Genomic DNA, 26,609 nt, shown 5'->3' with positions numbered 1-26,609 from the left:
CTCGTACTGGACGTACTTGGGTTTTTGGCCGGTGCGGCGAGAGTGCGTGCCGGGCGCCGTGGGTGCTGTGCGGGACTTTCGAAACACCCCCTAGTGCGGTGCCCAGGTGAACTTGCCGCCGCCCACCCAGCGGACCACGTCCGGGTCGTCGAGGTCGTGGACCGTGATGCCGTACGCGGCGGCGGCTTCCAGAACGTCGGTGACGGCGTGCGCCTCACCGACCACCTGACCGTCTATCTCCACGATGCGGAAGGGCGGATCGCCCGGCTTCCCGCGCATCACTCCGTGCACCAGGATCCGCGGGTGGGACATGTAGGGCACTGCTTGTTCGGTCATGCAATTCAGCGTAGAACGCGCGGCGCCCCGACGTGTCATCCGCGACCGCCGCCCGGCGGCTCGGGGGACGGCCGTCTCAAGGGCGCCGTCAGTCGTCGCTGCCGAGGTGCGAGCCGGCCATCGGGCCCATCCGGAGCATGCCGCCGTCGACGGCCCAGGAGGCGCCGGTGACGTAGGAGGCGTCCGGGCCCGTCAGGAAGGCGATGACGGCCGCGACCTCCCGGGCGTCGCCCGGCCGGCCCAGCGGTACGCCGGGGCGGCTCTCGGTGTGCGGGTCCGTGTCCTCCTGGCCGGTCATGGGCGTGGCGATCTCGCCGGGGGCGACGGCGTTGACCGTGATGCCGTACTCGGCGAGTTCCAGCGCCATGACCTGGGTGAGCAGGCCGAGGCCGCCCTTGGCCGCGCAGTACGGGGCCGCGCCCACCCGGGGCTGGTGTTCGTGGACGGAGGTGACGTTGACGATCCGGCCGCCGTCGCCCTGCCGGATCATGTGCCGGGCCGCGTGCTGCCCGCACAGGAACGGGCCGAGCAGGTCGACGTCGATGACCTCGCGGACCTTGTCCGGCTCCAGGTCGAGGAAGGGGGTCGAGGTGCCCGTACCGGCGTTGTTGACCAGGATGTCGAGCCGGCCGAGCCGGTCGCGCAGCTCGTCGACCGCGCCGGCGGCGCCGGGCAGCCGGCCCAGGTCCATCTGCGTCACGACGGCCCGCTGCCCGGCGGCACGCACCTCCTCGGCGGTCTCCTCCGCGCCCTTGAGGTCGGTGTGCCAGGTGATGCCGACGTCCACGCCCTGCCGGGCCAGGCGGACGGCGGTGGCGCGGCCGATGCCGGAGTCGGCGCCGGTGATCACGGCCACCGGGGAACGCGGTACGGCGGGAGCGGACATGACGGGCCTCCTCCACGTGGGGCAGGTGGACGGAGCACCGCAGTACCCGGGTGCGAACCGGGCAAACCGGCAGGCCGCCGTGCGGCCCCCGCGCCGCTGGGGAACCCTGGAGGGGCACGCGCGGAAGGGCGAGGAAGGGGAGGCGCCATGGGCCCCGTCGAGGCACTGGACCGGATCGCCTTCCTGCTGGAGCGGTCCCAGGCGCCGACCTACCGGGTACGTGCCTTCCGCACGGCCGCCCGGGTGCTGACCGGACTGCCTGCCGAGGAGGTGGCCGAGCGGGCGTCGGCGGGGACGCTGGAGTCGCTCAAGGGGGTCGGCCCGAAGACCGCGCAGGTCGTGCGCGAGGCGCTGGCGGGAGATACGCCGGGCTATCTGCGCACGCTGGAGGGCGAGGCGGCCGGCCCGCTCGCGCGGGGCGGCGAGCGGCTGCGGGCGCTGCTGCGCGGCGACTGCCATCTGCATTCGGACTGGTCCGACGGCGGCAGCCCGATCGACGAGATGGGCCGGGCGGCGGCGGGGCTCGGCCACGAGTGGGCGGTGCTGACGGACCACTCCCCCCGGCTGACGGTGGCGCGCGGCCTGTCCCCCGAGCGGCTGCGCGAACAGCTGCGGGTGGTGGCGGAGCTCAACGCGACCTGGGCCCCGTTCCGGCTGCTGACCGGCATCGAGTGCGACATCCTCGAGGACGGCTCGCTCGACCAGGAGCCCGAGCTGCTCGACCGGCTCGACGTGGTGGTGGTGTCGGTGCACTCCAACCTGCGCATGGACGCCCGGTCGATGACCCGCCGCATGGTGGCCGCCGTCCGCGACCCGCACTCCGACGTCCTCGGCCACTGCACCGGACGGCTGGTGACCGGGCGGGGGCGGCCGGAGTCGGAGTTCGACGCGGACGAGGTGTTCGCCGCCTGCGCCGAGACCGGCACCGCCCTGGAGATCAACTCCCGCCCGGAGCGGCTGGACCCGCCCCGGCGGCTGCTGCGGCGGGCGGTCGGGGCGGGCGTGCTGTTCTCCGTCGACACCGACGCGCACGCCCCCGGTCAGCTGGACTGGCAGATCCACGGGTGCGCGCGGGCGCAGGAGTGCGGGGTGCCGCCAGAACGGGTGGTGACCACCTGGTCCCTGGACGAGCTGCTGGCCTGGACGGGGGAGCGCCGGACACCGTCCGGCGTGGCGGGTTCCTGACGTGGTACCCGTGCGACACGAGACGCACCAGCAAGACCCCTGAGAGGAAGGCCCCCGGATGGACCGTGCCCGTGCCGCCGTATTCGACGTGGACGGAACGCTCGTCGACACCAACCACCTGCATGTCGTGACCTGGTGGGAGGCCTTCCGGCAAGCGGGCCACCGCGTGCCCATGCACGCCGTGCACCGGGCCGTCGGGCTCGGCTCCACCGACCTGATCGCCCATCTGCTCGGCGACGCCCGCGACAAGGACCGGGACGGTGAGCTCAGCGCCGCGCACAAGGCGCTGTACGGCCAGTACTTCGACCGACTGCCCGCGCTCCGGGACGCCGGGGAACTGCTCAGGCGCCTGCACGGGGACGGCTGGACGGTGGTCCTGGCCACCTCCGCGAGCGGCGCGGAGCTGGGCGCGCTGCGCCGGGCGATCGACGCGGACGAGGCCATCACGGCAACCGCGAGCGCCGACGACGTGGAGCGGGGCAAGCCCGCGCCCGAGCCCGTCGAGCACGCGCTGGAGCTGGCCGGGGTGCCCGCGGAGCGGGCGGTGTTCGTGGGCGACACCGTGTGGGACATGCGGGCCGGAAGCCGGGCCGGGGTGCGCTGCGTCGGTGTCCTGTGCGGCGGCATCCCGCGCGGCGACCTGGAGGAGGCCGGCGCGGAGACGGTCTACGACGATCCCGCGCACCTGCTGGCGTCCCTGGGCGGCAGTCCGCTGGCCTCTTGACCCGGGGGCCGTGAACTGTGCCGCTTGAGAAAACACGATCTTGGGATACCCGCACCGGCATGACGAGCGTGACATGGATTCCACGGCAGGCGCTGTCCCGGGGCGTGCGCGGCGTCGGCCTGTCCGTCGGGGCGGCCTGGCGCGGACCGGGCCGGGAACGGGACCTGGTGGTGCAGTCGCTCAAGGCCGCCGGGGCCGCGCTGCTGGCCTGGCTGGCGGCGAGCGGGATGGGCGACCCGCTGGCCATGATGGCCCCCTGGGTCGCGCTGCTCATGGTCCAGGCCACGGTGTACAGCTCGCTGAGGCAGGCCACCCAGCAGCTCGCGGCGATCTGCATCGGCACGGTGCTCGCCTCGGCGGCGCACGCGGTCGCGGGGAACACTACGGGCGCGCTCGTCCTGTCCCTGCCCCTGCTGATGCTCCTGGCCAACTGGTCGCGTTTCGGCGAGCAGGGCGTCTATGGCGCGACCACGGCGGTGTTCACCCTCGCCTCCGGAAGCGTCTCGGCGGCCTCGGTCGGGCACCGGCTGGGCCAGGCCGCGCTGGGCGCGGTGATCGGGGTGGCCGTCAACGCGTTCGTGCTGCCGCCGATCCATCTGCGGGACGTGCGGGAGAACCTCGGGGGGCTGGCCCGAGAGGCGGGCGACGTGCTGTGCGAGATCGCCTCCGGGCTCCGCGGCGGGGACTGGGACGCCGATACCGCGGCCGACTGGTCGTACGGCTCGGCCCGGCTCGAGCACCGGCTGGAGTCGCTGCGCTCGGCCCGCGGCTGGAGCCGGGAGAGCCTGCGGCTGACCGACCGGGCCCTGCACGCCCTGGGCCGGGTCCCCTCGGACCTGCCCCCGGAGGAGGAGGACGAGCGGTGGAGCCGGGTCACCGGTCATGTGCGCGCCCTGACCCGGACGCTCGCGGTCGCCGCCGACGACAGCCGTACGGCCGTGGCCCCGGACCCGGCGCTGCTGGAGCCGTACGCGGACCTGCTGGAGCTGATCGCGCGGGCGTGCCATGTGGAGAGCGGCCGGCTGCTCGGGCGGCCCGACGCGGATTCCGCCGGATGTACCGACGGGGACTTCGACAGGGGTTCCGGTGCCGGGCGGGACGGCGACACCGACGACACCGAGGAGGCGCGGCGGGAGCTGCGTCGGCAGCTGCAGGAGGGCCTGCGGGAGCACGCGGGCTGGGAGGCGCCCCGGGCGGCGGTCCTCGGCTCGCTGCTGTTGCTGGCCGAGAACCTGTGGGCGGAGACGGTTCCCCGCGCCCCCGGCGAGTCCGGACAGTGACACACATCACCGCACAGGACGGCACACACCGGAACAACCACCGGTGGTTCCCCGTTGAACCAACCGTGGGTGCGGATGGGACAGTGTCCCCGGGCCTCACCTTTTGCCCACAGGGACGATCGTTCGGCTGAAGCCCTGTGGAGCCTTTCGCCGAGAGGCGACCGCCATCCGCGCCCACACCTCGGCTGCCCCGACCGGTCTTCCCCCGTCCGGTCGGGGCTCTCTCATGTCCGGCTCGGTCATGCCCCGCCGTCGACGAAGGCCCGCAGGTCCGCCGTGAGCCGTTCGCCGTGGGTGAAGGGCAGGCCGTGGCCCGCGTTCTCGTAGACCTTCAGCGTGCCGTCCGGCACGAGCCGCGCCGAGCGGGCGCCGGTCACCTCCAGCGGCGCCGAGAAGTCGTGCGTGCCGTGCACCACCAGCACCGGCATCCGCAGCTTGGGCAGCTCGGCGGTGACGTCCACCGCGACGGCCAGATCCTGTACGGCGATCGACGCGTGCGGGGTGGTGGCCAGGCACCGGTCGATGATGTGGCGCCGGAAGGCCGGCGACACCTCGACGCCGGGCAGGCCGATGCCGAAGAACGGGTCGGCTCCGTCCTCGTAGAAGCCCGCCCTGTCGCGCCGGTAGACCTCGTTGGCGGCGCGCGCGTCGGCGGGGTCCACACCGTCCGGGTTGTCGGCCGTCCGGACCACCCCGGGCGCGATGCCGCTGACGAGGGCGACCCGGGCCACCCGGTCGTCGCCGTGCCGGGTCAGGCAGCGGACCACCTCGACGCTGCCCAGCGAGTGACCCACCATCGTGACCTCGCGCAGGTCGAGGTGGTCGAGGAGTCCGCGCAGGTCGTCGGCGAGGCTGTCGAGGTCGAACCCGCCCCACACGTCGTCGGAGCGGCCGTGTCCCCGCCGGTCCATGCTGACGCACCGGTAGCCCGCCGCCGCCAGCGGCAGCATCTGGAACTCCCACATCTCGCTGCCCAGCCAGGCGCTGTTCACGAAGACGACCACCGGGCCGTCGGCGAGCCCGTAGTCGACGTAGTGCAGGCGTACACCGTCGACGGGGCTCTCGAAGTACGGCATGGGAGTCCTCCTGGAATCCGGTGGGGTGGGTACGTCCTCGATCATTCCGGCCCCGGCGGCCGGGGTCGATTACCTCACGTGTAATGAGCGGCGGCCGGCCGCGTGCATGGTCGGCGAACCGGGTACTCGGAGCGTCCGGCCGTCAGCCGCCACCGAGAGGAGCCGAAGGTGAGCAGCGCAGCGGGCAGCAAGGTCGTGGTCACGGGCGCCACCGGCAACGTAGGTACGAGCATGGTGCGCCTGCTGGCGGAGGATCCGCAGGTCGAGTGGGTACGGGGGCTGGCCCGCCGGACGCCGGAGTGGATGCCGCCGAAGACCGAGTGGTCCCGGGTCGACGTGGCCTCGGAACAGGTCGATCTCGCCGAGCGGTTCGCGGGGGCCGACGCCGTGGTCCACCTGGCGTGGGCGTTCCAGCCGACGCACGACCCGGCGAAGACCTGGCGGACCAATGTCCTCGGGAGCATCCGGGTGTTCGAGGCGGTGGCCACGGCGCGGGTGCCGGTGCTGGTGCACGCCTCGTCGGTCGGCGCCTACTCGCCGGGACCGAAGGACTACGCGGTGGACGAGTCGTGGCCGACGCACGGCTGGCCGGACGCCGCGTACTGCCGCGAGAAGGCCTATCTGGAACGGGCCCTGGACATCTTCGAGCGCGACCACGCCGACGTACGCGTGGTGCGGATGCGCCCGGCCTTCCTCTTCAAGCGGGAGTCGGCGAGCGAGCAGCGCCGGATCTTCGGCGGCCGCTTCCTGCCGGGCCCGCTGGCCCGCCCCGAACTGATGCGCTTCCTCCCGGACGTCCCCGGTCTGCGGGTGCAGGCGCTGCACACCGACGACGCGGCCGAGGCGTACCGCATGGCGCTGCGCTCGCCGGACGCGCGGGGCGCCTACAACCTGGCGGCCGAACCGCCGGTCGACGCCGAGCTGCTGAGCGGGATGCTCGGTACCCGCCCGGTACGGCTGCCCCGGACCGCGGCCCGGTCCGCGCTCGCCGCCGCCTGGGGACTGCACCTGGTGCCGGCCTCCCCGCACCTGTTCGACGCGGTGCTGCGGCTGCCGATCATGGACTGCACGCGCGCGCGTACCGAACTGGGCTGGCGGCCGCAGCGCACCGCGACGGACGTGCTCCAGGAGTTCCTGGGCGGGCTCCAGCAGGGCGCGGGAGCCGGCACGGAACCGCTGCGGGGCCACAAGGTCGGCTGAGGTTTCGCAGGTCAGAGGGCTGGTACTCGTACCCACCGCACAACGACCCGAGGGGAGGACGCCGTGGCCGAAGACCGCCACCAAGAACCTGGTGAGGCGACCCGTCCCGTGCCGCGGGATCTGCCGGACCAGCAGGCCCGACCGGATGAGGACCCGTGGGAGGCGGCGCCGGGCGAGAAGCCCGACGACGCCGCCGAGGAGGACGTGCCCGACACCGACGAGGCCGGGACCGGGCGGCAGGGTGCGCCGCGCTCGGGGACGGAGCAGACCGAGCACCCCGTGCCGGACGAGCCCTCGGCCTGAGGCCTGGGCTCCCGGCCGTGGGCGTCCTCACGCGTCGGGTGCCCGCTCCCGCAGGGCCGTGCGCCAGGCCGGCGACCGGTCCTCGGCGATACGTTCCTCGCGCCGGCCGCCGCGTGCGAAGAAGTCGGCCAGGGGCAGGATCGCCGCTCCCACCGTGACCGCGTCGGGGCCGAGGCGGCCCAGGTCGATGGTGACCTTCTCGGCGGGATGGCGCAGCGCGTACGTGGTGGCGTGCCGGCGTACGGCGGGCAGGAAGCGGGCGCCGAGCTGGAGCCCGGCCCAGCCGCCGATCAGGATCCGCTCGGGCTGGAACAGGTTGATCAGGTCGGACAGGCCGGCGCCGAGGTACTCGGCGGTCTCCTCCAGGACGGCGAGGGCGACCGGGTCCGCGGCCGTGCCCTCGGGCGGGTAGGCGGCGGCGAGCATCGCGGTGAGCGCGGTCTCCTCGTCGGCGCCCTCGGGCGGGCGTCCGCCCTCCTCCCGCCAGCGGTCGAGCAGCGACTCGGCGCCCGCGTAGGCCTCCAGGCAGCCGGGCGCCCCGCAGCGGCAGCGGCGCCCGCGCACCCGTACCGTCAGATGCCCCCACTCGACGGCCCGGCCGTGCTCCACCTCCGGGGTGACGAGGCAGGCCCCGACGCCGGAACCGAACAGCACCACGAGCGCGTTGCGGGCGCCGCGCCCGGCGCCGAACCACATCTCGGCCTGGCCGAGGGTCTTGGCGCCGTTGTCGATGAAGTACGGCACGGTGTCGGGCAGTTGGGAGCCGGAGCGCAGCAGTGACTCCAGCGGTACGGCGTCCCAGCCGATGGTCTGCCCGTGCACCACGGCACCCCGGTCGGCGGTGTGCTCCACGATGCCGGGCACGCCGACCCCGACGCCGAGCAGCCGCTCGGGAGCGGTCCGCGCGCCCGCGAGGACCTCGGCGACGCCGTCGCGGATGTGGCCGACGATGCCGTCGACGTCGTATCCCTGCCGGGTCAAGGGGCGTTCGGCGCGGGCGAGTTCGGTGAGGGTCAGGTCGAACAGCTCGACGCGGACGCGGGTCTCGCCGACATCGACGCCGATCATGTGGCCGCTGTCCGGGGCGACCCGCAGCAGGGTGCGGGGGCGGCCGCCGTCGGAGTCGACGCTGCCGGCCTCCTCGACCAGCCCGTCGGCGACCAGGTCCGCGACCACGTTGCTGACCGAGCCGGAGCTCAGCCCGGTCGCCGGGCCGAGCTCGAAGCGGCTGAGGGGTCCGTCGAAGTACAGCCGTTGCAGCACCGCCGTGCGGTTGCCCCGTCTGAGGTCGCGTACCGTGCGCCCGTTCCGCCCCGCCATGTGGCTCCTTCCGAACCCTGCCCGACCTGCAACATACCTCCGCGGGCGGACTCGGCGCGACATTCGTCCAACCCTTAGTTCACGCTATGAGCTAAGAGGGAGTTCCATGATTTCGTCCAGGGCCGCGACGAGTTCGGGCGCGACCCGTTCCTGGACCCAGCGCCGCTGGCCCTCGTCCGCCTCGCGGGGGACGGTCTCCGTGAGCATGATCAGGTAGAGGTAGGCCCGGTAGAGGGCGAGCCGGAGGAGGGCCGGGATGTCGAAACCGGCCCGCCCGCCGTCCTCCCGGTAGCCGGCCAGGAAGGCCTCGTCCTTCCTGATGTCCCCGAGCAGCGCCAGGGAGACGAAGTCGGCCAGCGGGTCGCCCCAGAACATGCGCTCACCGTCGATCAGTCCGCCGATGCGCACCTTCCCCGCCGAGCGGTCCAGCAGGATGTTGCCCGGCCACAGGTCGAAGTGGACGAGGCTCGGTACGGTGACCTCGTCGAGGGCACCGTAGGCGGTCCGGACGACGCGGGCCACCTCGTCGGCGGGGCGGGGCAGCCGGGCCCCGTAGCGGCGGGCGTCGTCCAGGACGGCGTCCAGCATCGCGGTGAACGCGGTCCGCCAGTCACCGGCGAGGGGGCCGAGCGCTCCGGAGGGATAGCCGAAGCCCGGCCCGGTCACCCGGTGCAGACGGGCCACCTGGCGGCCCAGCTCCGTGCGCAGGGCCGCCCGTTCGGTCTCGGTGACCGAGCCGTCCCAGGGTTCGCCCGGGCAGGCCGTCATCAGCAGATGGCGCACGGCGGTGTCGCCGCCCAGGGCCACGAGGCGTGGTGCCGGCACGCCGGCCTCGGCGGCGCCGCGGTAGAACTCGGCCTCGGAGACGAGCAGCCGTTGCTCGTGGCGCAGTCCGGGGGCGTCCGGCGCGACCTTGAGCACATAGCGGCTTCCGTCGGTGAGCCGCAGTTCCTCGACCGAGTTGTAGGTGCCGCCGTCCAGGGGGCGCAGGTGGGCCAGGAGGCCGGGAGGAATGCCCGAGCCCTCCAGGGCGTGCCGGGCCCGTTCCCAGGAGTCCACCACCGTGTACCCACCCCTCCCCTTCGGGTCAGCCGGCCGCGTACACGTCCTCGACGTAACGGCCCGCTGCCACCAGCGTGTCGAGCCACCGCCCGGCCGCCGCTTCGTCGGCGCCGGGCGTGCGGTCCCGGTACAGCGTACGGAACGCCTCGCGCACGCCGGGCGCCATCCGCGAGCCGTCGCCGCAGACGTACACCCGGGCTCCGGCGCCGAGCAGTTCCCATACCTCGTCGGCCTCGGTGGCGATGCGGTGCTGCACGAAGGTCCCCGCGGTGCTGAAGGCCGGGCGCAGTGAGACGGCTCCGGCGGTCTCGGCGGCGCGGAGTTCGTCCCCGTGCAGGAAGTCGGCGTCGGGGGCGTCGCAGCCGAAGTAGCAGAGTGCTGGCGGGAGTTCCGCGCCGCCGGCGAGTGCGGCGGTGCGGTCGGCGATGGCGCCCCGGAAGGGGGCGAGCCCGGTGCCCGCGGCGATCATGACAACCGGTGCGCCGGCGTCGGTCCTAAACGCCTCCCGGCACGGCTGGACACGGGCGAGCACCGTGTCGCCGGGCTGGAGCGAGGCGAGGTGGCCGGAGCCGGTGCCCCGGTAGACGCCCTTGCCGGAGCGGGCGGGCGCCTGCAGCAGGGAGACCATCAGATCCGCGTGGCCGGGGCCGGCCGCGGGCGAGGAGGAGATGGAGTAGTGCCGGGGGCGCAACGGCGTGAGCAGGTCGAGGAGCCCGGCCCAGTCCAGGGCGCCGCGCAGCGCCGGGTGGTCCTCGATCAGCTCGACGAGGGTGCGCGGGTCGTCGGTCAGGGCGGCGAGGGCGGCCCGCTCGGGCGGGCAGGGGTTGACCGCGGCGAGCGCGGACAGCTGGGCCGGGGTCGGGCGCTCCTGCAACTCCACGTGGTGGGTGAGCAGTTGGCGTACGGTCAGCGGCCGGTCCACCGCGATGCCGTCGCGGCGCGGGCGGGTGGCCCGGATGTCCAGGACGGTGTCGAGGCCGACGCCCAGTGCGGTCGCGGCGCGCTCGACGAGGTCCGGGGCGTTGGCGGGCAGGACGGTGAGGTGGTCGGCGGTGCGGTAGGTGACGCCGTCGGGCAGGGCGACGCGCAGGAACCGCTTGGTGCGCGGATACCCGGGGGCGGTGAGGTCGCGGGCCTCGGTGACCGTCATGGGCAGCAGTCCGTGCCGCTCGGCGAGCGCGTCGAGCGGGCCGCCGGTCAGGGTGCGGACCTCGTACACCGTGCCGGGCTCGGCAGGGGCGCCGGTGGTGGCGTCGGGGTCGCCGTGGTGCTCCAGGATGACGGTCCGCAGTCGGGACGTGAACTCGCGGACGGTGCCGGTCAGGTCGCCGGAGGCGTCGGCGGCGGCGCGGTCGGTGAGCCGGGTGGCGCCGAGTTCGGCGAGGCGGGCGTCGAAGCGGGTCGGGACCTGCTGGTAGGTGGCGGCCCAGTTGCGGTCGCCGACGCCGAGGACGGCGTAGGTCACCCCGGTCAGGTCGGGGGTGCTGTCCAGCCAGGCGGCGAAGGCGGTGGCGTCGTCGGTGGGGCGGCCGTTGTAGGAGGCGGCGGTGATGACGACCGGGCGGTCGGTGGGCAGGCCGTCCGTGTAGGCGTCGAGCGGGGCCACCTGGGTGTCGCAGCCGAGGGCGGCGGCCTCGTCGGCCAGTTGGGCGGCGAACTCGCGGCAGGTGCCGTAGTTGCTGCCGTGCAGGAAGAGGGCGCCGGTGCCGGGGCGGACGCGGGACGGGAGGGCGGCCGTGTGGGTGGCCTCGGGGGCCGGGGCGGGGGTGGCGCCCGGCAGCGGGGTGTGGGCGCGGTCGGCGGGGGTGCGCGGGGTCAGGGTCAGGGTGAAGCCCTCGGGCTTGAGGGTGAGGGTCTCCTTCACGGTGAGCGCGTAGTCGGCGTGGTCGTGCAGCCGGTAGCGGTGGACGAGCATCGCCAGCAGCATCGTCGCCTCGTGCAGCGCGAACTGCCGTCCGATGCAGGCGCGTTCGCCGGTGCCGAACGGTTTGAAGGCGTGCACGGGCCGGGCCGCCTCCGCCTCGGCGGTGAACCGGTCCGGGTCGAACAGTTCGGGGTTGTCGCCCCAGACGGGCTGCCGGTGCAGCATCGGGGCGAGCACGGTGACGGCCTGCCCGGCGCGCAGCGGGATCCGGCCGCCGAGCAGCGTGTCCTCAAGGGCGTGCCGGCCGAAGGCGGCGGCCGTCGGCCACAGCCGCAGTGCCTCGCCCAGGACCTGCCGGGTGTAGGTGAGCCTGCCGACCTCGTCGTACGTCGGCTCGGGGTCGGCGCTGTCGCCCCACAGGGCGTCGGCCTCTCGCTGGACGAGCCGGAGCGCGGTGGGGTGCTTGGCCAGGTAGTACAGGGCGAAGGACATCGCGCCGGAGGTCGTCTCGTGCCCGGCGATCAGGAAGGTGATGACCTGGTTGCGGATGTTGGCCGCGTCCAGCGTTCCCCCGTCGGCGGGGTGTTCGGCGGTGAGCATCAGCCCGAGGAGGTCGTCGGCGCCGCTCTGGTCGGTGCCGGCGCGGGCGGCGATGACGTCGTCCACGACCTGCGCGAGATACGCGGCGTCGGTCCGGAAGGCCGCGTCGGCGACCTCGTAGTCCCTGCCCGGGGTGCGGGCGAGGCGGGTCATGCTCCACTCCAGGCAGCGGACCATCGACTCGACGAAGGGGTGGGGCTCGGCGCGCTCGAAGGAGCCGAAGTCGTAGTCGAATCCGGCGAGTCCGATGGTGTCGAGGGTCATGCGGGTCATGTCGTCGGGCACGTCCACCGGTCGGCCCGCACGCGCGGCACCGTCCCAGGAGGCGATGAGCCGGCGTGCCACCTTCAGCATCACCGGGTGGTAGGTGCGCATCGAGCCGAGGGCGAAGGCGGGCATGAGGATGTCGTGCGCCCGGGCCCAGTTGGGCTCGTCGTTGTACGCGGTGAACAGTCCGTCGGCGGCGAACTCCCGTACGTTCTCCAGGGCGGGGCCGACGTGCTTGGCGAACCGCTGCTCGTCGGCGAGGTCGGCCACCAGGTCGGCGTCGGCCACGAACAGCGTGTCCCGCCCGTGCAGGCGCCGGACGAGGACCGGCCCGTGGGCCCGCATGAGCTCCATGACCTGCTGGATCGGGGTGCGGCCGGGTCCGGTCGCGGTGATGTCGACGACGGGTACGTCGGGGAGGGTGCCGGGGGCCTGGGGGTGCGGCGCGGTGGGGGGCATGCGCGACAACTGCCTTTCGCGGTACGGGTGGTACTGCGCTCCAGCCTGCTCCGCCCGCGGCCTCGGCCGTTACCGCGGGACTACACGATCGTGCAGCCGAAATCCCGCGGCGGGGCTTGCGCCGGCCCTCAGCCCGGGAGTAGGCGCACCTGACCGTCGGGGAGCCTGCGCCACCAGTGCTCGTAGCGGCTGTAGGCCCTGGGTTCACGGCGGGCCAGCAGGGCGGTCAGCGAGCGCGCCTCCTCGGCGAGTCCGTCCCAGGCGGTGGACGTCAGTTCGTGGAAGGCCGTCGCCTCGACGCCGCCCTCGACCGGCCGCCACACGCCCGCGACCCGGCCGTCGACCAGCAGCGTCGGCAGCACGTCGCCGTTGACGCGGATCACCACGCGGCGCAGGTCCTCGGGGATCACCCGGGTGCGGTCGGCGTGGGCGAGGAGGACGCTGTCCCACATTCCGAGGAGGCGGGGCGGTGCCGGTGTGTCGGCGGGCGGGCGCGGCGCGCCGGGAACGTCGAACAGGGCGGTGCCGTCCGCCTCTTTCACCTCCTCGACGGCGTCACCGAGCGCGCGCAGCGTCTGCCGGACCGGTCCCCGGGGCAGCGTGCCGAACTGTGCGATGTCCGCCGGGGACGCCGGTCCGAACGCGGCCAGGTAGCGCAGGACGAGCTGCTCGAGCGCCCGCGGCGCCGCCTCCCGCTCCATGGGCGGCGGCCCCGTCGGCGCCGCGACGAACGACGACCGGGCGCCGAACGACCAGGGCCCGCCGGTCGCGACGTGCAGCAGGTTCGCGTAGGCCTTGAGCCCCCACCAGGCCCCGGTCTTCTTCTCGGCTCCGAGTCGCTCCTCGAGCCACGTCTGCAACTCGGCTGCGGTGCGCGGTCGTTCGGCGAAGGCGTGCAGTTCCGGGAGCAGTTCGTGGGCGTCCGCGGGGGTGAGCCCCGCCGCAGCGAAGCGGTAGCCGAGCCGGGAGGCGTACAGCGTCTGCTGCATCGCCTCCCGGAAGACCCGGTGGTCGCCCCCGTGGACGGCGTGCAGGGTGATCCGCATCAGGGTCGCCTTCACCACGGTGCGGTCGGCGAAGGCGGCGTCCAGCTCGTCCGGGTCGAATCCGTCGACGCGGTTCCACAGCGCCACGTACGGCGAGGCGGGATGCTGGGCCTGGAGCGCGACCACGTGGCGCACGGCCTCGCCGACGCCCAGCGGCTCCCGCCTCAGCAGGAGTTGGCGGGCGAGGGTGGCCCGGTTGAGTTCGCGGGTGGTGAGCTCCGCGGCCATCAGGAGTCCAGCAGGGCGAGTTCCGCGAGGACCCGGCGGACGTGCTCACGGAAGTCGACGCGGCCCACCTCGTGGTGCGCGGCCGGGAAACGGCGGGCGGGCGGCTTGTCCTCCCAGGTGTACTGGGTGCGCTCGGCACGCCGGACGTAGACCATCGCGCCGACTTCGTTGCAGTGGAAGGCGACCTCCAGCTCCGCCAAGCGGTCGCCTCGGGTGCGGTCGGCGAGGACGAAGGTCTGGAAGCGGCCCGGATGGTTCTCGGTGTCCGGGATGTAGTCGTCGATCACCTGCGACTCGTCGAAGAGGTAGCCCTCCTGGGCGAAGGCGTCCAGGACGCTCTCGTACAGCGGGGGCGCGGCCACGTGCACCAGGTCGTGGTCCTGCTCCTCGCTCTCGCGCTCCCAGTCGAGCTGCGTCTTCAGGGACACGACGGTGCCGACCGACCGGCCGCCCAGCTCGGTCACCGGGCACGTCCAGGGGAGCCGCCCGTGGAAAGGCACCCGTTCCTCGGCGCCGGGGGCCACGGTGAAGTGGGAGCGGCGGGCGCTCAGGCTCTTGAACTCCTCCTGCGTGCTGCGGCCCTGGTAGTCGACCATGGTCACGAACAGCCGCAGGTAGAAGTACTCGACCTTGAGGCCGCGGCCGCCGCCCCTGAGTACGATCTCGCCGCCGATGTCCCCGCCGGGAACGGGTGACACGGTCTGGATCTGCGTGTCGATCTCCGCCGGTTCCAGGTTCTCGTCGTCACCGAATCCGAACAGCTGCCTGAGCCCCACCTGTGCCCCTCCCCAGCCCGTGATCAACTCCAAACAGGGTAACTCCGGTGCGGGCGCCGCACCCGAAGTTGCCGCTGACCTGGCCGCTCATCTTTGATGGACGCCGGGCACGGCGCGGCGGGAGGTGCGGATGGAAGCGGGCCGGACCGAGGCGGTGGTGTGGCGCAACCGCGCGCTGACCCTGTTCGACCGGGTCTCCGTGCCGGTCGCGGTGTGCGATGTGTACGGCGTGGTGGTGCTGGCGAATCCGGCGATGGCCGCCGAGTGCGGTACGACGCCGGGGCGGCTGCGCGGGCGGGACGTGCTGGAGCTGTTCCGGCCGCAGGAGGCGACGCAGGTGGAGCGGATCGCCGAGGCGCTGCGGCTCAGGCACCGGTCGCGGTACCAGGTGTCGGTGCGCTGGCGGGCGCCGGGCGGTGCCGAGCGCCGCGGGGAGCTGACCGCGGACCCGGTGAGCGACTCCGTCGAGTCGACGCCGGCGCTGCTGGTGATGCTGCGGGTACTCGACGAGCGCGAGCGGCACACCGAGCAGCCCGCACGGGTCACACCGATGGAGGGCAGAGTGCTGGCCCTGCTCGCCGCCGGCGCCACCACCGCCCGCGCGGCCCGCGAACTGGGCCTCACCAAGGACGGCGTCACCTACCACCTGCGCCGCCTCTCCACCCGCTGGGGCACAGCCAACCGCACCGAACTGATCGCCCGCGCATACGCCTCCGGCGTCCTCGCGGCGGGGGTGTGGCCGCCGGTGGCGAGGGACGCGGAGACGGAGTAGGCGATTCCCGCCGACGAACGCCCGGAGGCCGCCCGTGCACCGGGACTCAGCAAGGACGGGGGCGCCCATCACCTGCGCCGGCTGTCGGCCCGCGCCGCCGCGTGCTCGCGACGGGAGCGTGGCCGCCGGTGGCGAGGGACACGGAAAGCGAAGTAGGTCGTACCCGCCGGCGGACGCCCGGAGGCAGCCCGCCGACCGGGGGTCAAAAGGGCGCGGGGGCGCCCATCACCCGCGCCGGGTGTCGGCCCGTGCCTACGCTTCCGGCGTGCTCGCGACCGGGGTGTGGCCGCCGGTGGCGAGGGGCGGGGAGTAGGCCGTGCCTGCTCCTTCCGGGGCGCCGAAGCGGGCCAGGGTGTGCCAGATCATCTTCAGGTCCTGAAGGGGGTACCGGCCGGTGCGGGCCGCGTCGCCGATGATCCTCGGGTCGAGGACGCCGTGTTCGGCGATGGCCGCGCCGAGGTCGGCGTACTCGGGGCCCCGGTAGTCGGCGTGGCGGCGCAGCTGCGGCACGGTCAGCCGGTAGCCGGGGTGCCATTCCAGCGGGCAAGGCAGGCTGCGGGCGGCGGCCTCGACGGGCGTGCCCCGGTAGCCGGCGTCCAGGACGAGCGCCTCGATGTCCCGGTCGAGCAGCACGCCCCCGTGCACATGCGCCTCGATGTAGTCGTTCAGCGCGTCCTGCTCGTCCGCCTCCGCCAGGGCGAGGAGCGACATTCCGGCGGCCACGCCGAAGTGGGCGGGCTCGGCCGCGCTGTCGGGGTAGCAGAAGGTGGCCCGGGCCTGCGCCGGGGGCGTCAGGCGGAAGTGCGAGGAGCCGAAGCGCGGGGCGGCGCCGACCACTTGGCGGCGGAAGTTCAGGGCGCCGTACACGGGGCGCTCCGGCGGGGGCGCGTCGTCGTAGGAGCCGCCGAAGATGCGGCTCTCCCAGCGCCACCGGTCGCCGCCGGGGTGCGCGGTGAGCCCGCCGTTGCTGGTGCCGGTGACGAATTGCGAGTGGTACGCGCCATCCCTGGCCAGCGCCTGGAGCAGGGGCAGGCCGCCGGAGAGCCGGTCGGGGTGGAAGTTCAGGGTGATGCGCAGGTCCGGGTCGAGGGCGGGGCCCGATGAGACCGTCGTGATGTGGGACAGCGCGGCGTGCGCCGAGCGCGGGAGGTCGTACCCGAAATCCATTGGCTTCCTCTCCCTGGGCCTGCCTATGCTGAAGCCCGTGAACCTAGTGACCCTAGGTTTTTGCCTATTGCTCACTTCGATGTGCCGGGAGCCCTTATGAAATCACTCACCGAGCAGGACATCCGCGACTCCTTCGTCAACTGCTCGAAGGGCGAGGCCAAGCGGCTCACGCTCCCCCGTGATCTCGACCAACGGCCCTGGGATGACCTGGACTTCCTCGGCTGGCGGGACCCCGGCGCCCCCGACCGCAGCTATCTCGTCACCGAGCGGGACGGCGGGCTGACCGGTGTGACCCTGCGCTTTCCCTCCTCGCAGCGCGGGTTCCTGCACCGCAGCATGTGCTCGCTGTGCCTGACGACCCATCGCGGGGGTGGCGTGTCCCTGATGACGGCGCGCAAGGCGGGCGCGGCGGGCCGTGAGGGCAACTCGGTCGGCCTGTACATGTGCACCGATCTGGCCTGCTCCCTCTACGTACGCGGGAAGAAGATCCCGGACTCCGGCGCCCGCTTCGAGGAGAGCCTCACGGTGGAGGAGCAGATAGCCCGTACGACCGGCCATCTGACCGCCTTCCTGGACAAGCTGTACGCCTGAGCCCGGCCCTCTGCCACGGCCACAGCACAATGTGGGCCCCCTTGCCACCCGGCGGATCGGTGTGTTCGATGAGCCACCTGAACGGGAACAGGGGCAAACGATGCGAGTTGTACGTGAGTGGACGGCGCCCCTGTCGCGCTTCCTGCGGCGCCGGCGCGACCCGGTGGTCGTGCAGGCCCTGCGGTCGGCCGTCGCGGCGTCGATCGCCTACGTCATCGCGCTCCGCCTCAGCCCGGAACCGGCCCCGCTGACCGCCCCCCTGACCGCGCTGCTGGTCGTCCAGGTGACGTTCTACGCCACGCTCACCAACGGCATCCGCCGGGTGAACGCCGTGGTCGCGGGGGTCCTCGTCGCCATCGCCTTCAGCCTGCTGGTGGGTCTGACCTGGTGGAGCCTGGCACTGCTGATCGTGGCCGCACTGGCCGTGGGGCACCTGGTGCGGGTCGACGAGTACGTGGCCGAGGTGGCGATCAGCGCCATGCTGGTGCTCGGCGTCACCACCATCGGGTACACCGCCTGGGCCCGGATCGTGGAGACGCTGATCGGCGCGATCGTCGGCATGGGCTGCAACCTGCTGCTCGCTCCCCCGGTGTGGGTGGGCAAGGCCGGGGAGTCCATCGAGGGGCTGGCGCGGCGCCTGCGGCGGCTGATGCTGCGGGTGGGCGAGGAGGCCGCGACCCAGACGCCGGTGGAGGAGACCACCGCACGGCTGTACGAGGCGCGCCGGCTCGACCACGAGATCACGGAGGTGGACGCGGAGCTGCGGCAGGCCGAGGACAGTCTGCGGCTCAATCCGCGGGTGAAGGAGGGCCTGCTGAACCGGGTGGTGCTGCGCACGGGACTGGACACCCTGGAGATCTGCACGGTCGTGCTGCGCGTGCTGGCCCGCTCCTTCACCGATCTGGCCAAGGCCCGCGACCCGGAGCCGCTGTTCGCGCCGGAGACGGGCGCCGCGGTGCAGCAGCTGCTGTCCGAGATCGCCGACGCGGTGGTCAGCTTCGCCGTGCTGGTGACCACCGACCTCAGCCGCAGCGCCGAGTCGGCGGAGGCCCGGCTCACCGCGGAGCTGCACACGGCCGCGGCCACCCGCGACAAGCTGGCCGTGACGCTGCGGGCCGACGCCGAGCGCGACCCCCGGCACTGGCAGCTGCTCGGCGCCGTACTGACCGAGGTCAACCGGATCCTCGACGAGCTCGACACCGAACACCGCTCGCGCCGTCTGCTGGAGGAACTGGACCGCGTCTCCCACGAACAGCGCACCCGGATGCCTCGCCTGACCCGGGTGCGGGAGCGCATGGGGGTGCAGGAGCAGCTGCACCGGAACCGTCTGGGGGCCGGCAGGCGTTTCCCCTGAGAACGGCAATCGAGGGAACTCCAGGGTGAGGGGGGCGTGCGGATGACCGGCACGGCCGTACGGATCGACGGGAACACGCTGCGCCTGCCGGGCGGAGTGGCGGTGCGCTTCGTGCGCACCCTGCGGCTGCCGGAGTCGGGCACCCATCCGCTGCCGCCGGGCCTGGGCGAGTTCCCCGTCCGGCGGATCGCCGACTATGCGGACAGGGTGCCCGAGGAGTGGCGGGCCCGCGGCGGCGTCATGCTGCCGGTGTATCTGCGCGAGGCGATGTGGCTGAGTTTCGCGGGCACCACGGAACCGGCCGCGCTCCAGGTCGGCGTGGGCAAGGTGTGCGCCGTGTCGGGCAAGCCGTTCGGCGACCGGCTCACCCGCGACCCGCAGAACTACCTCGTCCTGCCCCACCAGCCCTGGCTGGACGGCATCAACTCCGGCAAGGGCACGGTCCGCCAGTTCGTGGCGGTGCCGCTGGGGCTGGGCGCCACGGTGGAGGGCCAGGTCACCGGCGAGGAGGGGTGGGGCGGCGTCCAGCTGAGGTCGTTCCCGCTGCGCGAGGATCTCCTCACCGAGTGGCGCGAGGAGCAGCGCGCCCGGCAGGAGCGGACGCGGGGATACGGCGCCGCCCCGATGGCCGCGATGCCCATGGCGGTGGGTGCGGCACCGCCCCCGGCCCCGGCGGGGCGGCCCCGGAAGGCCGCGGCCATGGGACTCGGCGTCGGCGGCTCGATGCGTCAGGAGGTCTACCGGGACGACCGGCCGCTGACCGACTGGTCCCAGGAGCCGTCCGGACGGGTGTTCGTGCACCTGGTCACGCCGCCGGAGTGGCGGCGCATCACGGGCGAGGAGCCCCCGCCGTCCCCGGTGGACCGGGCGGCGTACACCCGGGCGGGACTGCCCTGGTACGACTACTACGACCAGGACGCCGAGGACCTCGCCCCCACGGACGCCCTCGAGTCCGTCAAGCCGGCCGGCGACTGGCTCGGCGACGACCTCGACCCCTGGCAGCAGCCGTCGCCGGGCCAGGTGCAGCAGCTCAAGGACGGGCCGGGTCTGCCGGTGGAGGACGGCGACTGGTAGGCGTGGTGGTCACCGGCACCGGGCGCGTCCATTGCGCCCTGTGCAACCAGCGTTGCCGTTCTTGCACTTGAGGGGCGGTCCGCGCGAAGGTGGCCGTCACGACCGGGGCAACCGACGACCTGAGGTGCGGGCACATGGACAGTGGGGCGCAGGCGGCGAGCGGCGGCTGGAGCAGGCGCCGGTTCGTCGGGGCCGCGGCCGGGACGGCCGCCGTGGTGGCGGTTCCCTCGCCCGCCGCGCCCCGTGGGGACGCGCCGGCACCTGGCGCACGTCCGGCCACCGCGCGGCCGGAGCGCGGGGCGCCCGAGCGGTCCCCGCGCCCGCTCCTCCTTGGCACGTACACCTCCGTCGACGGCGGCGGCACCGGCATCGGCCTCGCCTCGTACGACCCGGCGGCGGGCCGGATCACCGGCGCCGGGACCGTCAGCGGTGTGGCCGACCCCTCGTTCCTCGCGGTGCATCCGGACGGCCGCACGCTGTACGCGGTCGACGAGCGGACGGACGGCGGGGTGACCGCCGTACGCCTGGCCGACCGGAAGGTCCTCGGCACCCGGAGCACCGGCGGCGCGGCCCCCTGCCACCTCTCCGTCCATCCGACCGGGCACTGGCTGCTCAGCGCCAACTACGGGTCCGGCAGCGTGGCCGTACACCCCATCGACACGACGGGCGCGCTCGGCGAACGCACCGATCTCGTCACGCACTCCAGCCCCGCACCCGGCCCCGGCCAGCAGGGTCCGCACGCCCACCAGATCGTCACCAGCCCCGACGGCGGCCACGTCCTCGCCGTCGACCTGGGCACCGACACCGTCTACAGCTACCGCCTGGACGCGACCGCGGGCACGCTCACCGAGGCCGCCCGGGCCCACGCGCGACCGGGAGCGGGCCCGCGCCACCTCACCTTCCATCCGGACGGGCGGTACGCCTACCTGGCCAACGAGGTCGACAACACGGTCACGGTGTGCGCCTACGACCCCGGCACCGGCCGGCTGACGATCGGCGGCCCGCAGTCCACCGGCACCGGCGCGGGCACCAGCTACCCGGCCCAGCTCCTGGTGACCGCGAACGGCGCGTACGCCTACCTCGCCAACCGCGGCGACAACAGCCTCACCCGGTACGCCGTCGAGGCGGACGGCGCCCGGCTCCGCCTCATCGACACCGTCCCGGTCGGCGGGGACTTCCCCCGGCAGATCGCCTTCTCACCGGACGGCGGGCTGCTGTTCGCGGCGAACCAGCGGTCGGGCACGGTGAGCGTCTTCCACGTGGACACCGGCAGCGGGGAACTGCGGCTCGCGGGTGAACCGTTCGCCTCACCGGTCGCCGTCTGCGCGCTGCCGCTGTAGGCCGCGCGGGCAGCGGGGGCCGCCGGCGGCGCTCGCGTGGGAGAGCAGGGCGTGCACGCGCTCGGTGAGCTGGGCGATGTCGTCGGCGGGCGCGTGGAAAGGCAGCCGTACGTCGCCGTGGCCGCGGGCCCGCTCGATGCGCAGCGTCAGTCCGTGGCGGTCCACCGCGAGGGGCGTCACCCGGGTCGCGGCGTGCAGGCTGTCGGGGTCGACGAGCCGGGTGAGCCGTTCGACGGCGTCGGGGTGGGCGTCGGCGAGGTGGGTCAGCAGCCGGGCCTCGGCCGGGGCGAGCGGGTCGGGAGCCGCGGCGGCGAACTCGTCGAGGCCGACGAGCACCGCGCCGGAGGACCGGCGCAGCACCACCCGGGTGGGCCGGAACGCCAGATGGCCGTCCTCGGCGGCGAACCAGCCGGCCAGCCAGACGCGGGCCCGGATCCGGTGCCGCACGGGGACGGGCGCTGCGTCGGCGAACTCCAGCACGGCGGCCGGCTCCCCGCGCGGCGCGCAGACCGCCGCCGCGCGCAGGGCGCTGTCCTCGGGTACCCGCAGCAGCACCCGCCCGTCCTCGTCCACGGTGTGCGCGCCGACGAGTTCCTCGCGCCCGCCGTCCGCCGTCACCGTGCAGGACCACGCCACGGCGAGCACCGAGCGGGCCTGCTCCGCCACGCCGGGCGCGGCCGTCCAGCTGTCACCCATCCCGCAACCCCCTTAGGTAAGCCTTGCCTAACCTATCGAAGATCGTGGTGTGCGCCAACCGCGCCCCGGCCATACCCCTGCCACGGCCGTGCGTTCAGGCCACGGCTAGGCGATCAGGCCGAGCAGCGCCCGCGCGCACAGGTCCCGCACCTGTTCCCGGGACAGGTCGAACCCTCGTAGCCACTCCAGACACACCGCCGTGGTGAAGGCCAGCCAGCCGCGCACCGCGAGGCTGAGGTCGGAGCGCTCCGCGAAGCGCGGGCCGAACTCCGGGTCCGCGGCGAGGGCGGCCAGGATCTGGCGTTCCTGGGCGGCCAGCGCCCGCTGGTAGACCCGGCGCACGTCCTGGTCCCCCGCCGCGTCGGCACGGTGGAAGGCGCGGTAGCCGTGGGCATGGGTCTCGACGTACTCCAGGAAGGCGTCGAGACCGGCGGTGAGCTGCTCACGCACCGGCACCCCGGGCACGGCCTCCGTCATCCGCAGCATGCGTTCGCTCTCGCGCTCGACGACCGCCGCGAAGAAGTCCCTCTTGGTCGGGAAGTAGTGGTACAGCAGCCCGCGCGAGACCCCGGCGATCTCCGCGACCCGCTCGATCCACACGTCGTCGTAGGGACACTCGGAGAACAGCTGCGCGCCCACCGACAGCAACTGCTCGCGGCGCTCCTGGGTACTGAGTCGGCGACGGGTGCCCCCACCCTGGTTCGCGGCCATACCCGCACCTTACTTGACGCGAGTTCAACAACCGGATCACACTGAGAACGCGCTATTGAACCCACGTACAACACGCTCGACCGATGGCGCCTGCCGGGGCACTGAGGATCAAGGGAGATCGCGTCATGGCGGAGACGGGCAGCAGGACCACGGGCGGGGCAGCCCTGCCCAAGGGGTTCCGCGGTGCCGAGCAGGGCTGGCCGGAGCTGGAGCGCATCCCCCACCCGCCGCGCCGGCTGCCGCTGCTCGGCGACGTCCTGGGCGTCGACCGGCGCACACCGCTCCAGGACTCGATGCGGTTCGCCCGCCGGCTCGGCCCGATCTTCAGGCGCAAGGCGTTCGGGAACGAGTTCGTGTTCGTGGCGGGCGCCCGGCTCGCGGCCGATCTCGCGGACGAGACCAGGTTCGCCAAGCACGTCGGCCTCGGCGTGGCCAATCTGCGGCCGGTCGCCGGGGACGGGCTGTTCACGGCGTACAACCACGAGCCCAACTGGCAGCTCGCGCACGACGTCCTGGCCCCCGCCTTCAGCCGTGAGGCCATGGCCGGCTACCACCCGATGATGCTGGACGTGGCCGGCCGGCTGACCGGGCACTGGGACCGGGAGACGGCGGCCGGGCATGCCGTGGACGTGCCCGGCGACATGACCAAGCTGACCCTGGAGACGATCGCCCGTACCGGGTTCGGGCACGACTTCGGCTCCTTCGAGCACGGCCGGCTCCACCCCTTCGTGGCGGCGATGATCGGCACGCTCACCTACGCCCAGCGGCTGAACACCGTGCCCGCCCCGCTGGCGCCGCTGCTGCTGCGCGGCGCCACGCGGCGCAACGCGGCCGACATCGCCCTCCTCAACCGCACCGTCGACGACCTCGTACGGGCCCGGCGCGAGGCGGACGCGGGCGGGGCCGGGACCGGCGACCTGCTGGACCGGATGCTGGCGACGGCGCATCCGGAGACCGGGGAGCGGCTGTCACCGGAGAACGTCCGCTACCAGGTGATCACCTTCCTGGTCGCGGGCCACGAGACCACCTCGGGCGCCCTCTCCTTCGCCCTGTACTACCTCGCCCGGCACCCCGAGGTGGCGGCCCGGGCCCGCGCCGAGGTGGACCGCGTCTGGGGGGACACGCCGGAGCCCGGCTACGACCAGGTCGCCAAGCTGCGGTACGTGCGCCGGGTGCTGGACGAGTCGCTGCGGCTGTGGCCCACCGCGCCCGCCTTCGCCCGCGAGGCCCGGCAGGACACGGTGCTGGCCGGGGAGCACCCGATGCGCCGGGGCGCGTGGACGCTGGTGCTGCTGCCGATGCTGCACCGCGATCCCGAGGTGTGGGGCCCGGACGCCGAACGGTTCGACCCGGACCGGTTCGACGCGAAGGCCGCGCGGGGGCGTGCCCCGCATGTCTTCAAGCCGTTCGGGACCGGGGCGCGGGCCTGCATCGGCCGCCAGTTCGCGCTGCACGAGGCGACCCTCGTCCTCGGCCTGCTGCTGCGCCGCTACGACCTGCGCGCCGACCCCGGCTACCGGCTGCGGGTCTCCGAACGGCTGACGCTGATGCCCGAGGGACTGCGGCTGCGCCTGGAGCGGCGCCCCGTACCCGCCGCGGTGACGGCCCCGGCCGCGGACGGCCCGGCCTCAGCGCCCCGCTGTCCAGTGCACGGGGTGGGCGACTGACCCCGGCAGCCGCGTGCCGGCGCTCCCCCGCGCCGCCTCCAGCTGGGGCTGGGTCAGGAAGAACGCGCCGGTCAGGTCGGCGTCCGTGAGATCGGCGTCGCGCAGGTCGGCGCCGATCAGGTCCGCGCCGCGCAGGTCGGCGCCGGTCAGGTCGGCGGCGATGAGGTAGGCGCCGCGCAGACTGGCGCCGCGCAGATCGGCACCCTTCAGGCGGGCGCCGATGAGGTCCGCGCCCCGGCGGTCCTTCTTCTTGCCGCCCTTCCCGTCCTTCCCGCTCTTGCCGGCGAAGTCCGCCCGCACCAGGTCGCTGGTGCGCAGCAACAGGACGTTGACCTCCTGCCGGTGGGCGGCCACGTCCAGCGCGGCCAGTTCGTCGGGGGTCTGCCGGGTCAGCCGCTCGGTCTTCTCCAGCGCCTCGCGCAGCTCGGCGTGCACGGGGCGGGCGGCGGGCAGGCCCAGCGCCTCGGTGAGGTACCAGAGCAGTTCATGGAGCTGCCGGACGACCGGGAACACGTCGAACATGCGCCGGGCGTCCTCGCGGGAGCCCGTGCGCCAGTCCCGGCCGCCGAAGGTGACCTGGGAGACCTTCTGACCGGCGCCGAAGCAGTCGTAGACCGTGCAGCCGGTGAAGCCCTTGTCCCGCAGCCGGGTGTGGATGCCGCAGCGGTGGTCGCCCCGGAGATTGGGGCAGGGCTGCCCGGCGGGCTTGTCGAGCGCGAAGTCCGCCGAGCGCGCGAAGGGCAGGGCGACACAGCACAGCCCGAAGCACGAGGCGCAGTCCCCGCGCAGTTCCGGCTGGCCGGTTATCTGATCTGGCATGCCCTACAGCCTACTGAGCTGCGGGTCAGCACTCGCCGTGGCCCACGACGGCATGCGCGCGCCGTGCCTGAGGGGCACGTCACTCGGGAAGGGCGGGCAGGTCGAGGCGGGCCAGACGGTCGGGGTCGGCCAGGATGTACATGCCGGTGATCCGGCCGTCGGCCACGGTGAGGGCGGTGACGGACACCGCACGGCCCTGAGGCGCGGTGACGATCCCCAGCGAGCCGTTGACCAGCACCGGCCGCGCGAAGACCGCGAACCGGGAGAACAGCGCCGCCTGTTCGGCCACCGCCTTCGCCCCGTGCACCACCTTGGAGGCGCCCGCGCCCCGTACCAGGGCGCCCGCGTCGGCGCGCAGCACGACGTCCGGGTGGAGGAGCGCGAGGAGTGCCTCGAAGTCGCCGCCCCGGGAGGCGGCAAGGAAGGCGTCCAGCACCTGGCGCTGCCGGCCGAGGTCGGGGTCGGCGGAGGGAGTGGCGCCCTGCACGCGGCGGCGGGCCCGGCTGGCCAGCTGGCGGGTCGCGGCGGGGGTGCGCTCCACGATCGGCGCGATGTCGTCGAACGGCACGGCGAACATGTCGTGCAGGACGAACGCCAGCCGCTCGGCGGGCTCCAGCGTCTGAAGCACCACCAGCAGGGCCAGCCCCACCGAGTCGGCCCGGAGCACCTCCTGCTCGGGGTCGAGGGCCGTCAGGGGCCGGATCACCGGGTCCGGCACGAAGGCGCCGGCCATGTCGGCGATGTCGGCGGTCGGCTCCTCGCGACGGGCGGTGCGCGAGCGCAGCAGGTCCAGGCAGACCCGGCCGACCACGGTCGTCAGCCAGCCGCCCAGGTTCCTGATCTCCGTCGGGTCCGTCCGGCCGAGCCGTAACCAGGCCTCCTGCACCGCGTCCTCGGCCTCGGCGAGCGAGCCGAGCATCCGGTAGGCCACGGCGTTGAGATGCCCGCGGTGTTCCTCGAAGCGGTCGGCCAGGAGCTCGGTGTCGTTCATGTCGTCCCCGTTCGGTCTGTGGTCGCGGGCTGCCTGCCGCGGGCTACCTGGCGAACAGTTCGAAGGCCACCGCCGGCCTGCCGCCGAAGCGTTCGCCGCCGGCCGTGGCGGTCGCGGTGAGGAAGTCCCGGGCGTATGTCTCGGGGTCCTCGTCGGTCAACGCCGCTATGTAGGTGCGGTGTTCGAGCAGGGAACGCACGGCGCGCTCCAGGCCCGGCGTCGCGTCCACGGCGTGGGTCGGCGACGCGGAACCGGCGACGGCCACCCAGCGGACACCGTTCCAGGGGGCGAGGCCCCGCTCGGCGAGTTCGGGGAAGATCCACCGGTTCCCGGCGTCGGCCGCCGCGTCCAGCGTGGCCCGGCCGACGGCCACATGGTCCGGGGTGTTCCAGGCGACGCCGCCCCAGGTGTCCCGGTGGTTGAGGGTGATCACCAGCTCGGGCCGGTGGCGGCGGATCGCCGCGGCGATGTCCCGGCGCAGCGCCGTGCCGTACTCGACGACGCCGTCCCGGTGGTCGAGGAACTCCACGGCCGTAACGCCCACCACGGCCGCGCTCGCCCGCTGCTCCCGTTCCCGCAGCGGGCCGCACTCGGCGGGATCCACGGTGTCGATGCCCGCCTCGCCGCGGGTCGCGAGGACATAGGCGACCTCACGGCCGTCGTCGGTCCAGGCGGCGACGGCCGCGGCGCACCCGTACTCGAGGTCGTCCGGGTGCGCCACCACGGCGAGGGCGCGCCGCCAGTCGCTCGGCATGGGCTTCAGCTGGCCCGTCTCCGGCTCGGTCATGGGCGCAGACTATGCCGCCGGGCCACCG

At 73.9% G+C, this 26,609-nt stretch carries 25 protein-coding genes; 11 read left to right on the top strand and 14 right to left on the bottom strand.

Annotation, left to right across the window (positions count from 1 at the left end):
* Positions 1 to 90: 90 nt before the first annotated feature.
* A complete protein-coding gene (locus ACH45E_RS30980; protein WP_361453426.1) occupies positions 91 to 336 on the bottom strand; it encodes a hypothetical protein in 246 nt (81 codons plus the stop codon).
* Between the two features lie 88 nt (positions 337 to 424).
* Positions 425 to 1,222 (bottom strand): SDR family oxidoreductase, encoded by a 798-nt coding sequence (locus ACH45E_RS30975; protein ID WP_361453429.1) that lies wholly within the window; start codon positions 1,220 to 1,222, stop codon positions 425 to 427.
* A 147-nt stretch (positions 1,223 to 1,369) separates the two neighbouring features.
* Between ACH45E_RS30975 and ACH45E_RS30970 the strand changes: the two genes are divergently transcribed.
* The 3 genes from ACH45E_RS30970 to ACH45E_RS30960 are packed head-to-tail and all read left to right on the top strand — an operon-like array spanning position 1,370 to position 4,411.
* Entirely contained in the window at positions 1,370 to 2,407 is a 1,038-nt protein-coding gene (locus ACH45E_RS30970; protein ID WP_361453432.1) for a PHP domain-containing protein, read from the top strand.
* Between the two features lie 58 nt (positions 2,408 to 2,465).
* Entirely contained in the window at positions 2,466 to 3,131 is a 666-nt protein-coding gene (locus ACH45E_RS30965) for an HAD family hydrolase (protein ID WP_361453435.1), read from the top strand.
* A 59-nt stretch (positions 3,132 to 3,190) separates the two neighbouring features.
* On the top strand, positions 3,191 to 4,411 hold the full coding sequence (locus ACH45E_RS30960; RefSeq protein ID WP_361453438.1) for an aromatic acid exporter family protein: 1,221 nt from the start codon (positions 3,191 to 3,193) through the stop codon (positions 4,409 to 4,411).
* Between the two features lie 239 nt (positions 4,412 to 4,650).
* Here ACH45E_RS30960 and ACH45E_RS30955 read toward each other — a convergent pair whose 3' ends face one another.
* Positions 4,651 to 5,487 (bottom strand): alpha/beta hydrolase, encoded by an 837-nt coding sequence (locus ACH45E_RS30955; protein WP_361453441.1) that lies wholly within the window; start codon positions 5,485 to 5,487, stop codon positions 4,651 to 4,653.
* A 168-nt stretch (positions 5,488 to 5,655) separates the two neighbouring features.
* On the opposite strand from ACH45E_RS30955, the gene ACH45E_RS30950 reads away from it, so the two are divergent.
* A complete protein-coding gene (locus ACH45E_RS30950) occupies positions 5,656 to 6,687 on the top strand; it encodes an SDR family oxidoreductase (RefSeq protein ID WP_361453444.1) in 1,032 nt (343 codons plus the stop codon).
* 63 nt (positions 6,688 to 6,750) lie between these two features.
* Complete coding sequence (locus tag ACH45E_RS30945) at positions 6,751 to 6,990, top strand: hypothetical protein (protein ID WP_361453447.1); 240 nt, start codon at positions 6,751 to 6,753, stop codon at positions 6,988 to 6,990.
* A gap of 27 nt (positions 6,991 to 7,017) precedes the next feature.
* Here the strand turns inward: ACH45E_RS30945 and ACH45E_RS30940 are convergent, their stop codons facing one another.
* The 5 genes from ACH45E_RS30940 to ACH45E_RS30920 all read right to left on the bottom strand — a co-directional run bounded on the left by ACH45E_RS30940 (position 7,018) and on the right by ACH45E_RS30920 (position 14,612).
* Entirely contained in the window at positions 7,018 to 8,310 is a 1,293-nt protein-coding gene (locus tag ACH45E_RS30940; RefSeq protein WP_361453450.1) for an ROK family protein, read from the bottom strand.
* Between the two features lie 84 nt (positions 8,311 to 8,394).
* A complete protein-coding gene (locus ACH45E_RS30935; protein ID WP_361453453.1) occupies positions 8,395 to 9,372 on the bottom strand; it encodes an aminoglycoside phosphotransferase family protein in 978 nt (325 codons plus the stop codon).
* A 25-nt stretch (positions 9,373 to 9,397) separates the two neighbouring features.
* A complete protein-coding gene (locus tag ACH45E_RS30930; protein WP_361453456.1) occupies positions 9,398 to 12,562 on the bottom strand; it encodes a cytochrome P450 in 3,165 nt (1,054 codons plus the stop codon).
* Positions 12,563 to 12,690: 128 nt separating this feature from the next.
* The gene (locus ACH45E_RS30925) at positions 12,691 to 13,836 is read right to left on the bottom strand and encodes a winged helix DNA-binding domain-containing protein (RefSeq protein WP_361453459.1); all 1,146 of its coding nucleotides are present in this window, start codon (positions 13,834 to 13,836) and stop codon (positions 12,691 to 12,693) included.
* Entirely contained in the window at positions 13,836 to 14,612 is a 777-nt protein-coding gene (locus tag ACH45E_RS30920; protein WP_361453462.1) for a sporulation protein, read from the bottom strand. The genes ACH45E_RS30925 and ACH45E_RS30920 overlap by 1 nt, the downstream gene beginning before the upstream one ends.
* Positions 14,613 to 14,742: 130 nt before the next feature.
* Here ACH45E_RS30920 and ACH45E_RS30915 point away from each other — a divergent pair, with 130 nt between their 5' ends.
* On the top strand, positions 14,743 to 15,384 hold the full coding sequence (locus tag ACH45E_RS30915; RefSeq protein WP_361453465.1) for a PAS domain S-box protein: 642 nt from the start codon (positions 14,743 to 14,745) through the stop codon (positions 15,382 to 15,384).
* A 252-nt stretch (positions 15,385 to 15,636) separates the two neighbouring features.
* Here ACH45E_RS30915 and ACH45E_RS30910 read toward each other — a convergent pair whose 3' ends face one another.
* Positions 15,637 to 16,551: a DUF3626 domain-containing protein gene (locus tag ACH45E_RS30910; protein ID WP_361453468.1), complete on the bottom strand. Its 915-nt coding sequence runs from the start codon at positions 16,549 to 16,551 to the stop codon at positions 15,637 to 15,639.
* 96 nt (positions 16,552 to 16,647) lie between these two features.
* Here ACH45E_RS30910 and ACH45E_RS30905 point away from each other — a divergent pair, with 96 nt between their 5' ends.
* The 4 genes from ACH45E_RS30905 to ACH45E_RS30890 all read left to right on the top strand — a co-directional run bounded on the left by ACH45E_RS30905 (position 16,648) and on the right by ACH45E_RS30890 (position 20,910).
* Entirely contained in the window at positions 16,648 to 17,142 is a 495-nt protein-coding gene (locus ACH45E_RS30905) for an FBP domain-containing protein (RefSeq protein ID WP_361453471.1), read from the top strand.
* A gap of 100 nt (positions 17,143 to 17,242) precedes the next feature.
* Complete coding sequence (locus ACH45E_RS30900) at positions 17,243 to 18,496, top strand: FUSC family protein (protein ID WP_361453474.1); 1,254 nt, start codon at positions 17,243 to 17,245, stop codon at positions 18,494 to 18,496.
* A 42-nt stretch (positions 18,497 to 18,538) separates the two neighbouring features.
* Positions 18,539 to 19,570, top strand: a complete 1,032-nt coding sequence (locus tag ACH45E_RS30895; RefSeq protein ID WP_361453477.1) for a hypothetical protein — start codon at positions 18,539 to 18,541, stop codon at positions 19,568 to 19,570.
* A gap of 134 nt (positions 19,571 to 19,704) precedes the next feature.
* Positions 19,705 to 20,910, top strand: a complete 1,206-nt coding sequence (locus tag ACH45E_RS30890; RefSeq protein WP_361453479.1) for a lactonase family protein — start codon at positions 19,705 to 19,707, stop codon at positions 20,908 to 20,910.
* Here the strand turns inward: ACH45E_RS30890 and ACH45E_RS30885 are convergent.
* Entirely contained in the window at positions 20,878 to 21,606 is a 729-nt protein-coding gene (locus ACH45E_RS30885) for a DUF2470 domain-containing protein (protein ID WP_361453482.1), read from the bottom strand. The two genes, ACH45E_RS30890 and ACH45E_RS30885, sit on opposite strands and share 33 nt — an antisense overlap.
* A gap of 105 nt (positions 21,607 to 21,711) precedes the next feature.
* On the bottom strand, positions 21,712 to 22,317 hold the full coding sequence (locus ACH45E_RS30880) for a TetR/AcrR family transcriptional regulator (protein ID WP_361453485.1): 606 nt from the start codon (positions 22,315 to 22,317) through the stop codon (positions 21,712 to 21,714).
* 125 nt (positions 22,318 to 22,442) lie between these two features.
* On the opposite strand from ACH45E_RS30880, the gene ACH45E_RS30875 reads away from it, so the two are divergent.
* Positions 22,443 to 23,984: a cytochrome P450 gene (locus tag ACH45E_RS30875; protein WP_361453488.1), complete on the top strand. Its 1,542-nt coding sequence runs from the start codon at positions 22,443 to 22,445 to the stop codon at positions 23,982 to 23,984.
* Here ACH45E_RS30875 and ACH45E_RS30870 read toward each other — a convergent pair.
* The 3 genes from ACH45E_RS30870 to ACH45E_RS30860 all read right to left on the bottom strand — a co-directional run bounded on the left by ACH45E_RS30870 (position 23,946) and on the right by ACH45E_RS30860 (position 26,581).
* Entirely contained in the window at positions 23,946 to 24,803 is an 858-nt protein-coding gene (locus ACH45E_RS30870) for a pentapeptide repeat-containing protein (protein WP_361453491.1), read from the bottom strand. The genes ACH45E_RS30875 and ACH45E_RS30870 overlap by 39 nt on opposite strands.
* 79 nt (positions 24,804 to 24,882) lie before the next feature.
* The gene (gene sigJ / locus ACH45E_RS30865) at positions 24,883 to 25,794 is read right to left on the bottom strand and encodes an RNA polymerase sigma factor SigJ (protein ID WP_361453494.1); all 912 of its coding nucleotides are present in this window, start codon (positions 25,792 to 25,794) and stop codon (positions 24,883 to 24,885) included.
* Between the two features lie 43 nt (positions 25,795 to 25,837).
* Entirely contained in the window at positions 25,838 to 26,581 is a 744-nt protein-coding gene (locus ACH45E_RS30860) for a PIG-L deacetylase family protein (protein WP_361453497.1), read from the bottom strand.
* Between the last annotated feature and the right edge of the window lie 28 nt (positions 26,582 to 26,609).

It is taken from the genome of Streptomyces sp. NPDC020299 (genome assembly GCF_044387825.1).
Lineage (GTDB): Bacteria > Actinomycetota > Actinomycetes > Streptomycetales > Streptomycetaceae > Streptomyces.
Note: the sequence above shows the minus strand (reverse complement) of the source record. Positions and strands in the feature narration are given on the sequence as shown.

Bases quoted from the DNA above. Each gene is read 5' to 3' on its own strand.
- ACH45E_RS30870 (WP_361453491.1), bottom strand. From the start codon at position 24,803: ATGCCAGATCAGATAACCGGCCAGCCGGAACTGCGCGGGGACTGCGCC.
- ACH45E_RS30960 (WP_361453438.1), top strand. From the start codon at position 3,191: ATGACGAGCGTGACATGGATTCCACGGCAGGCGCTGTCCCGGGGCGTG.
- ACH45E_RS30980 (WP_361453426.1), bottom strand. From the start codon at position 336: ATGACCGAACAAGCAGTGCCCTACATGTCCCACCCGCGGATCCTGGTG.
- ACH45E_RS30910 (WP_361453468.1), bottom strand. From the start codon at position 16,551: ATGGATTTCGGGTACGACCTCCCGCGCTCGGCGCACGCCGCGCTGTCC.
- ACH45E_RS30975 (WP_361453429.1), bottom strand. From the start codon at position 1,222: ATGTCCGCTCCCGCCGTACCGCGTTCCCCGGTGGCCGTGATCACCGGC.
- ACH45E_RS30925 (WP_361453459.1), bottom strand. From the start codon at position 13,836: ATGGCCGCGGAGCTCACCACCCGCGAACTCAACCGGGCCACCCTCGCC.
- ACH45E_RS30915 (WP_361453465.1), top strand. From the start codon at position 14,743: ATGGAAGCGGGCCGGACCGAGGCGGTGGTGTGGCGCAACCGCGCGCTG.
- ACH45E_RS30930 (WP_361453456.1), bottom strand. From the start codon at position 12,562: ATGCCCCCCACCGCGCCGCACCCCCAGGCCCCCGGCACCCTCCCCGAC.
- ACH45E_RS30900 (WP_361453474.1), top strand. From the start codon at position 17,243: ATGCGAGTTGTACGTGAGTGGACGGCGCCCCTGTCGCGCTTCCTGCGG.
- ACH45E_RS30880 (WP_361453485.1), bottom strand. From the start codon at position 22,317: ATGGCCGCGAACCAGGGTGGGGGCACCCGTCGCCGACTCAGTACCCAG.
- ACH45E_RS30890 (WP_361453479.1), top strand. From the start codon at position 19,705: ATGGACAGTGGGGCGCAGGCGGCGAGCGGCGGCTGGAGCAGGCGCCGG.
- ACH45E_RS30875 (WP_361453488.1), top strand. From the start codon at position 22,443: ATGGCGGAGACGGGCAGCAGGACCACGGGCGGGGCAGCCCTGCCCAAG.
- sigJ (WP_361453494.1), bottom strand. From the start codon at position 25,794: ATGAACGACACCGAGCTCCTGGCCGACCGCTTCGAGGAACACCGCGGG.
- ACH45E_RS30965 (WP_361453435.1), top strand. From the start codon at position 2,466: ATGGACCGTGCCCGTGCCGCCGTATTCGACGTGGACGGAACGCTCGTC.
- ACH45E_RS30940 (WP_361453450.1), bottom strand. From the start codon at position 8,310: ATGGCGGGGCGGAACGGGCGCACGGTACGCGACCTCAGACGGGGCAAC.
- ACH45E_RS30955 (WP_361453441.1), bottom strand. From the start codon at position 5,487: ATGCCGTACTTCGAGAGCCCCGTCGACGGTGTACGCCTGCACTACGTC.
- ACH45E_RS30860 (WP_361453497.1), bottom strand. From the start codon at position 26,581: ATGACCGAGCCGGAGACGGGCCAGCTGAAGCCCATGCCGAGCGACTGG.
- ACH45E_RS30895 (WP_361453477.1), top strand. From the start codon at position 18,539: ATGACCGGCACGGCCGTACGGATCGACGGGAACACGCTGCGCCTGCCG.
- ACH45E_RS30885 (WP_361453482.1), bottom strand. From the start codon at position 21,606: ATGGGTGACAGCTGGACGGCCGCGCCCGGCGTGGCGGAGCAGGCCCGC.
- ACH45E_RS30905 (WP_361453471.1), top strand. From the start codon at position 16,648: ATGAAATCACTCACCGAGCAGGACATCCGCGACTCCTTCGTCAACTGC.
- ACH45E_RS30970 (WP_361453432.1), top strand. From the start codon at position 1,370: ATGGGCCCCGTCGAGGCACTGGACCGGATCGCCTTCCTGCTGGAGCGG.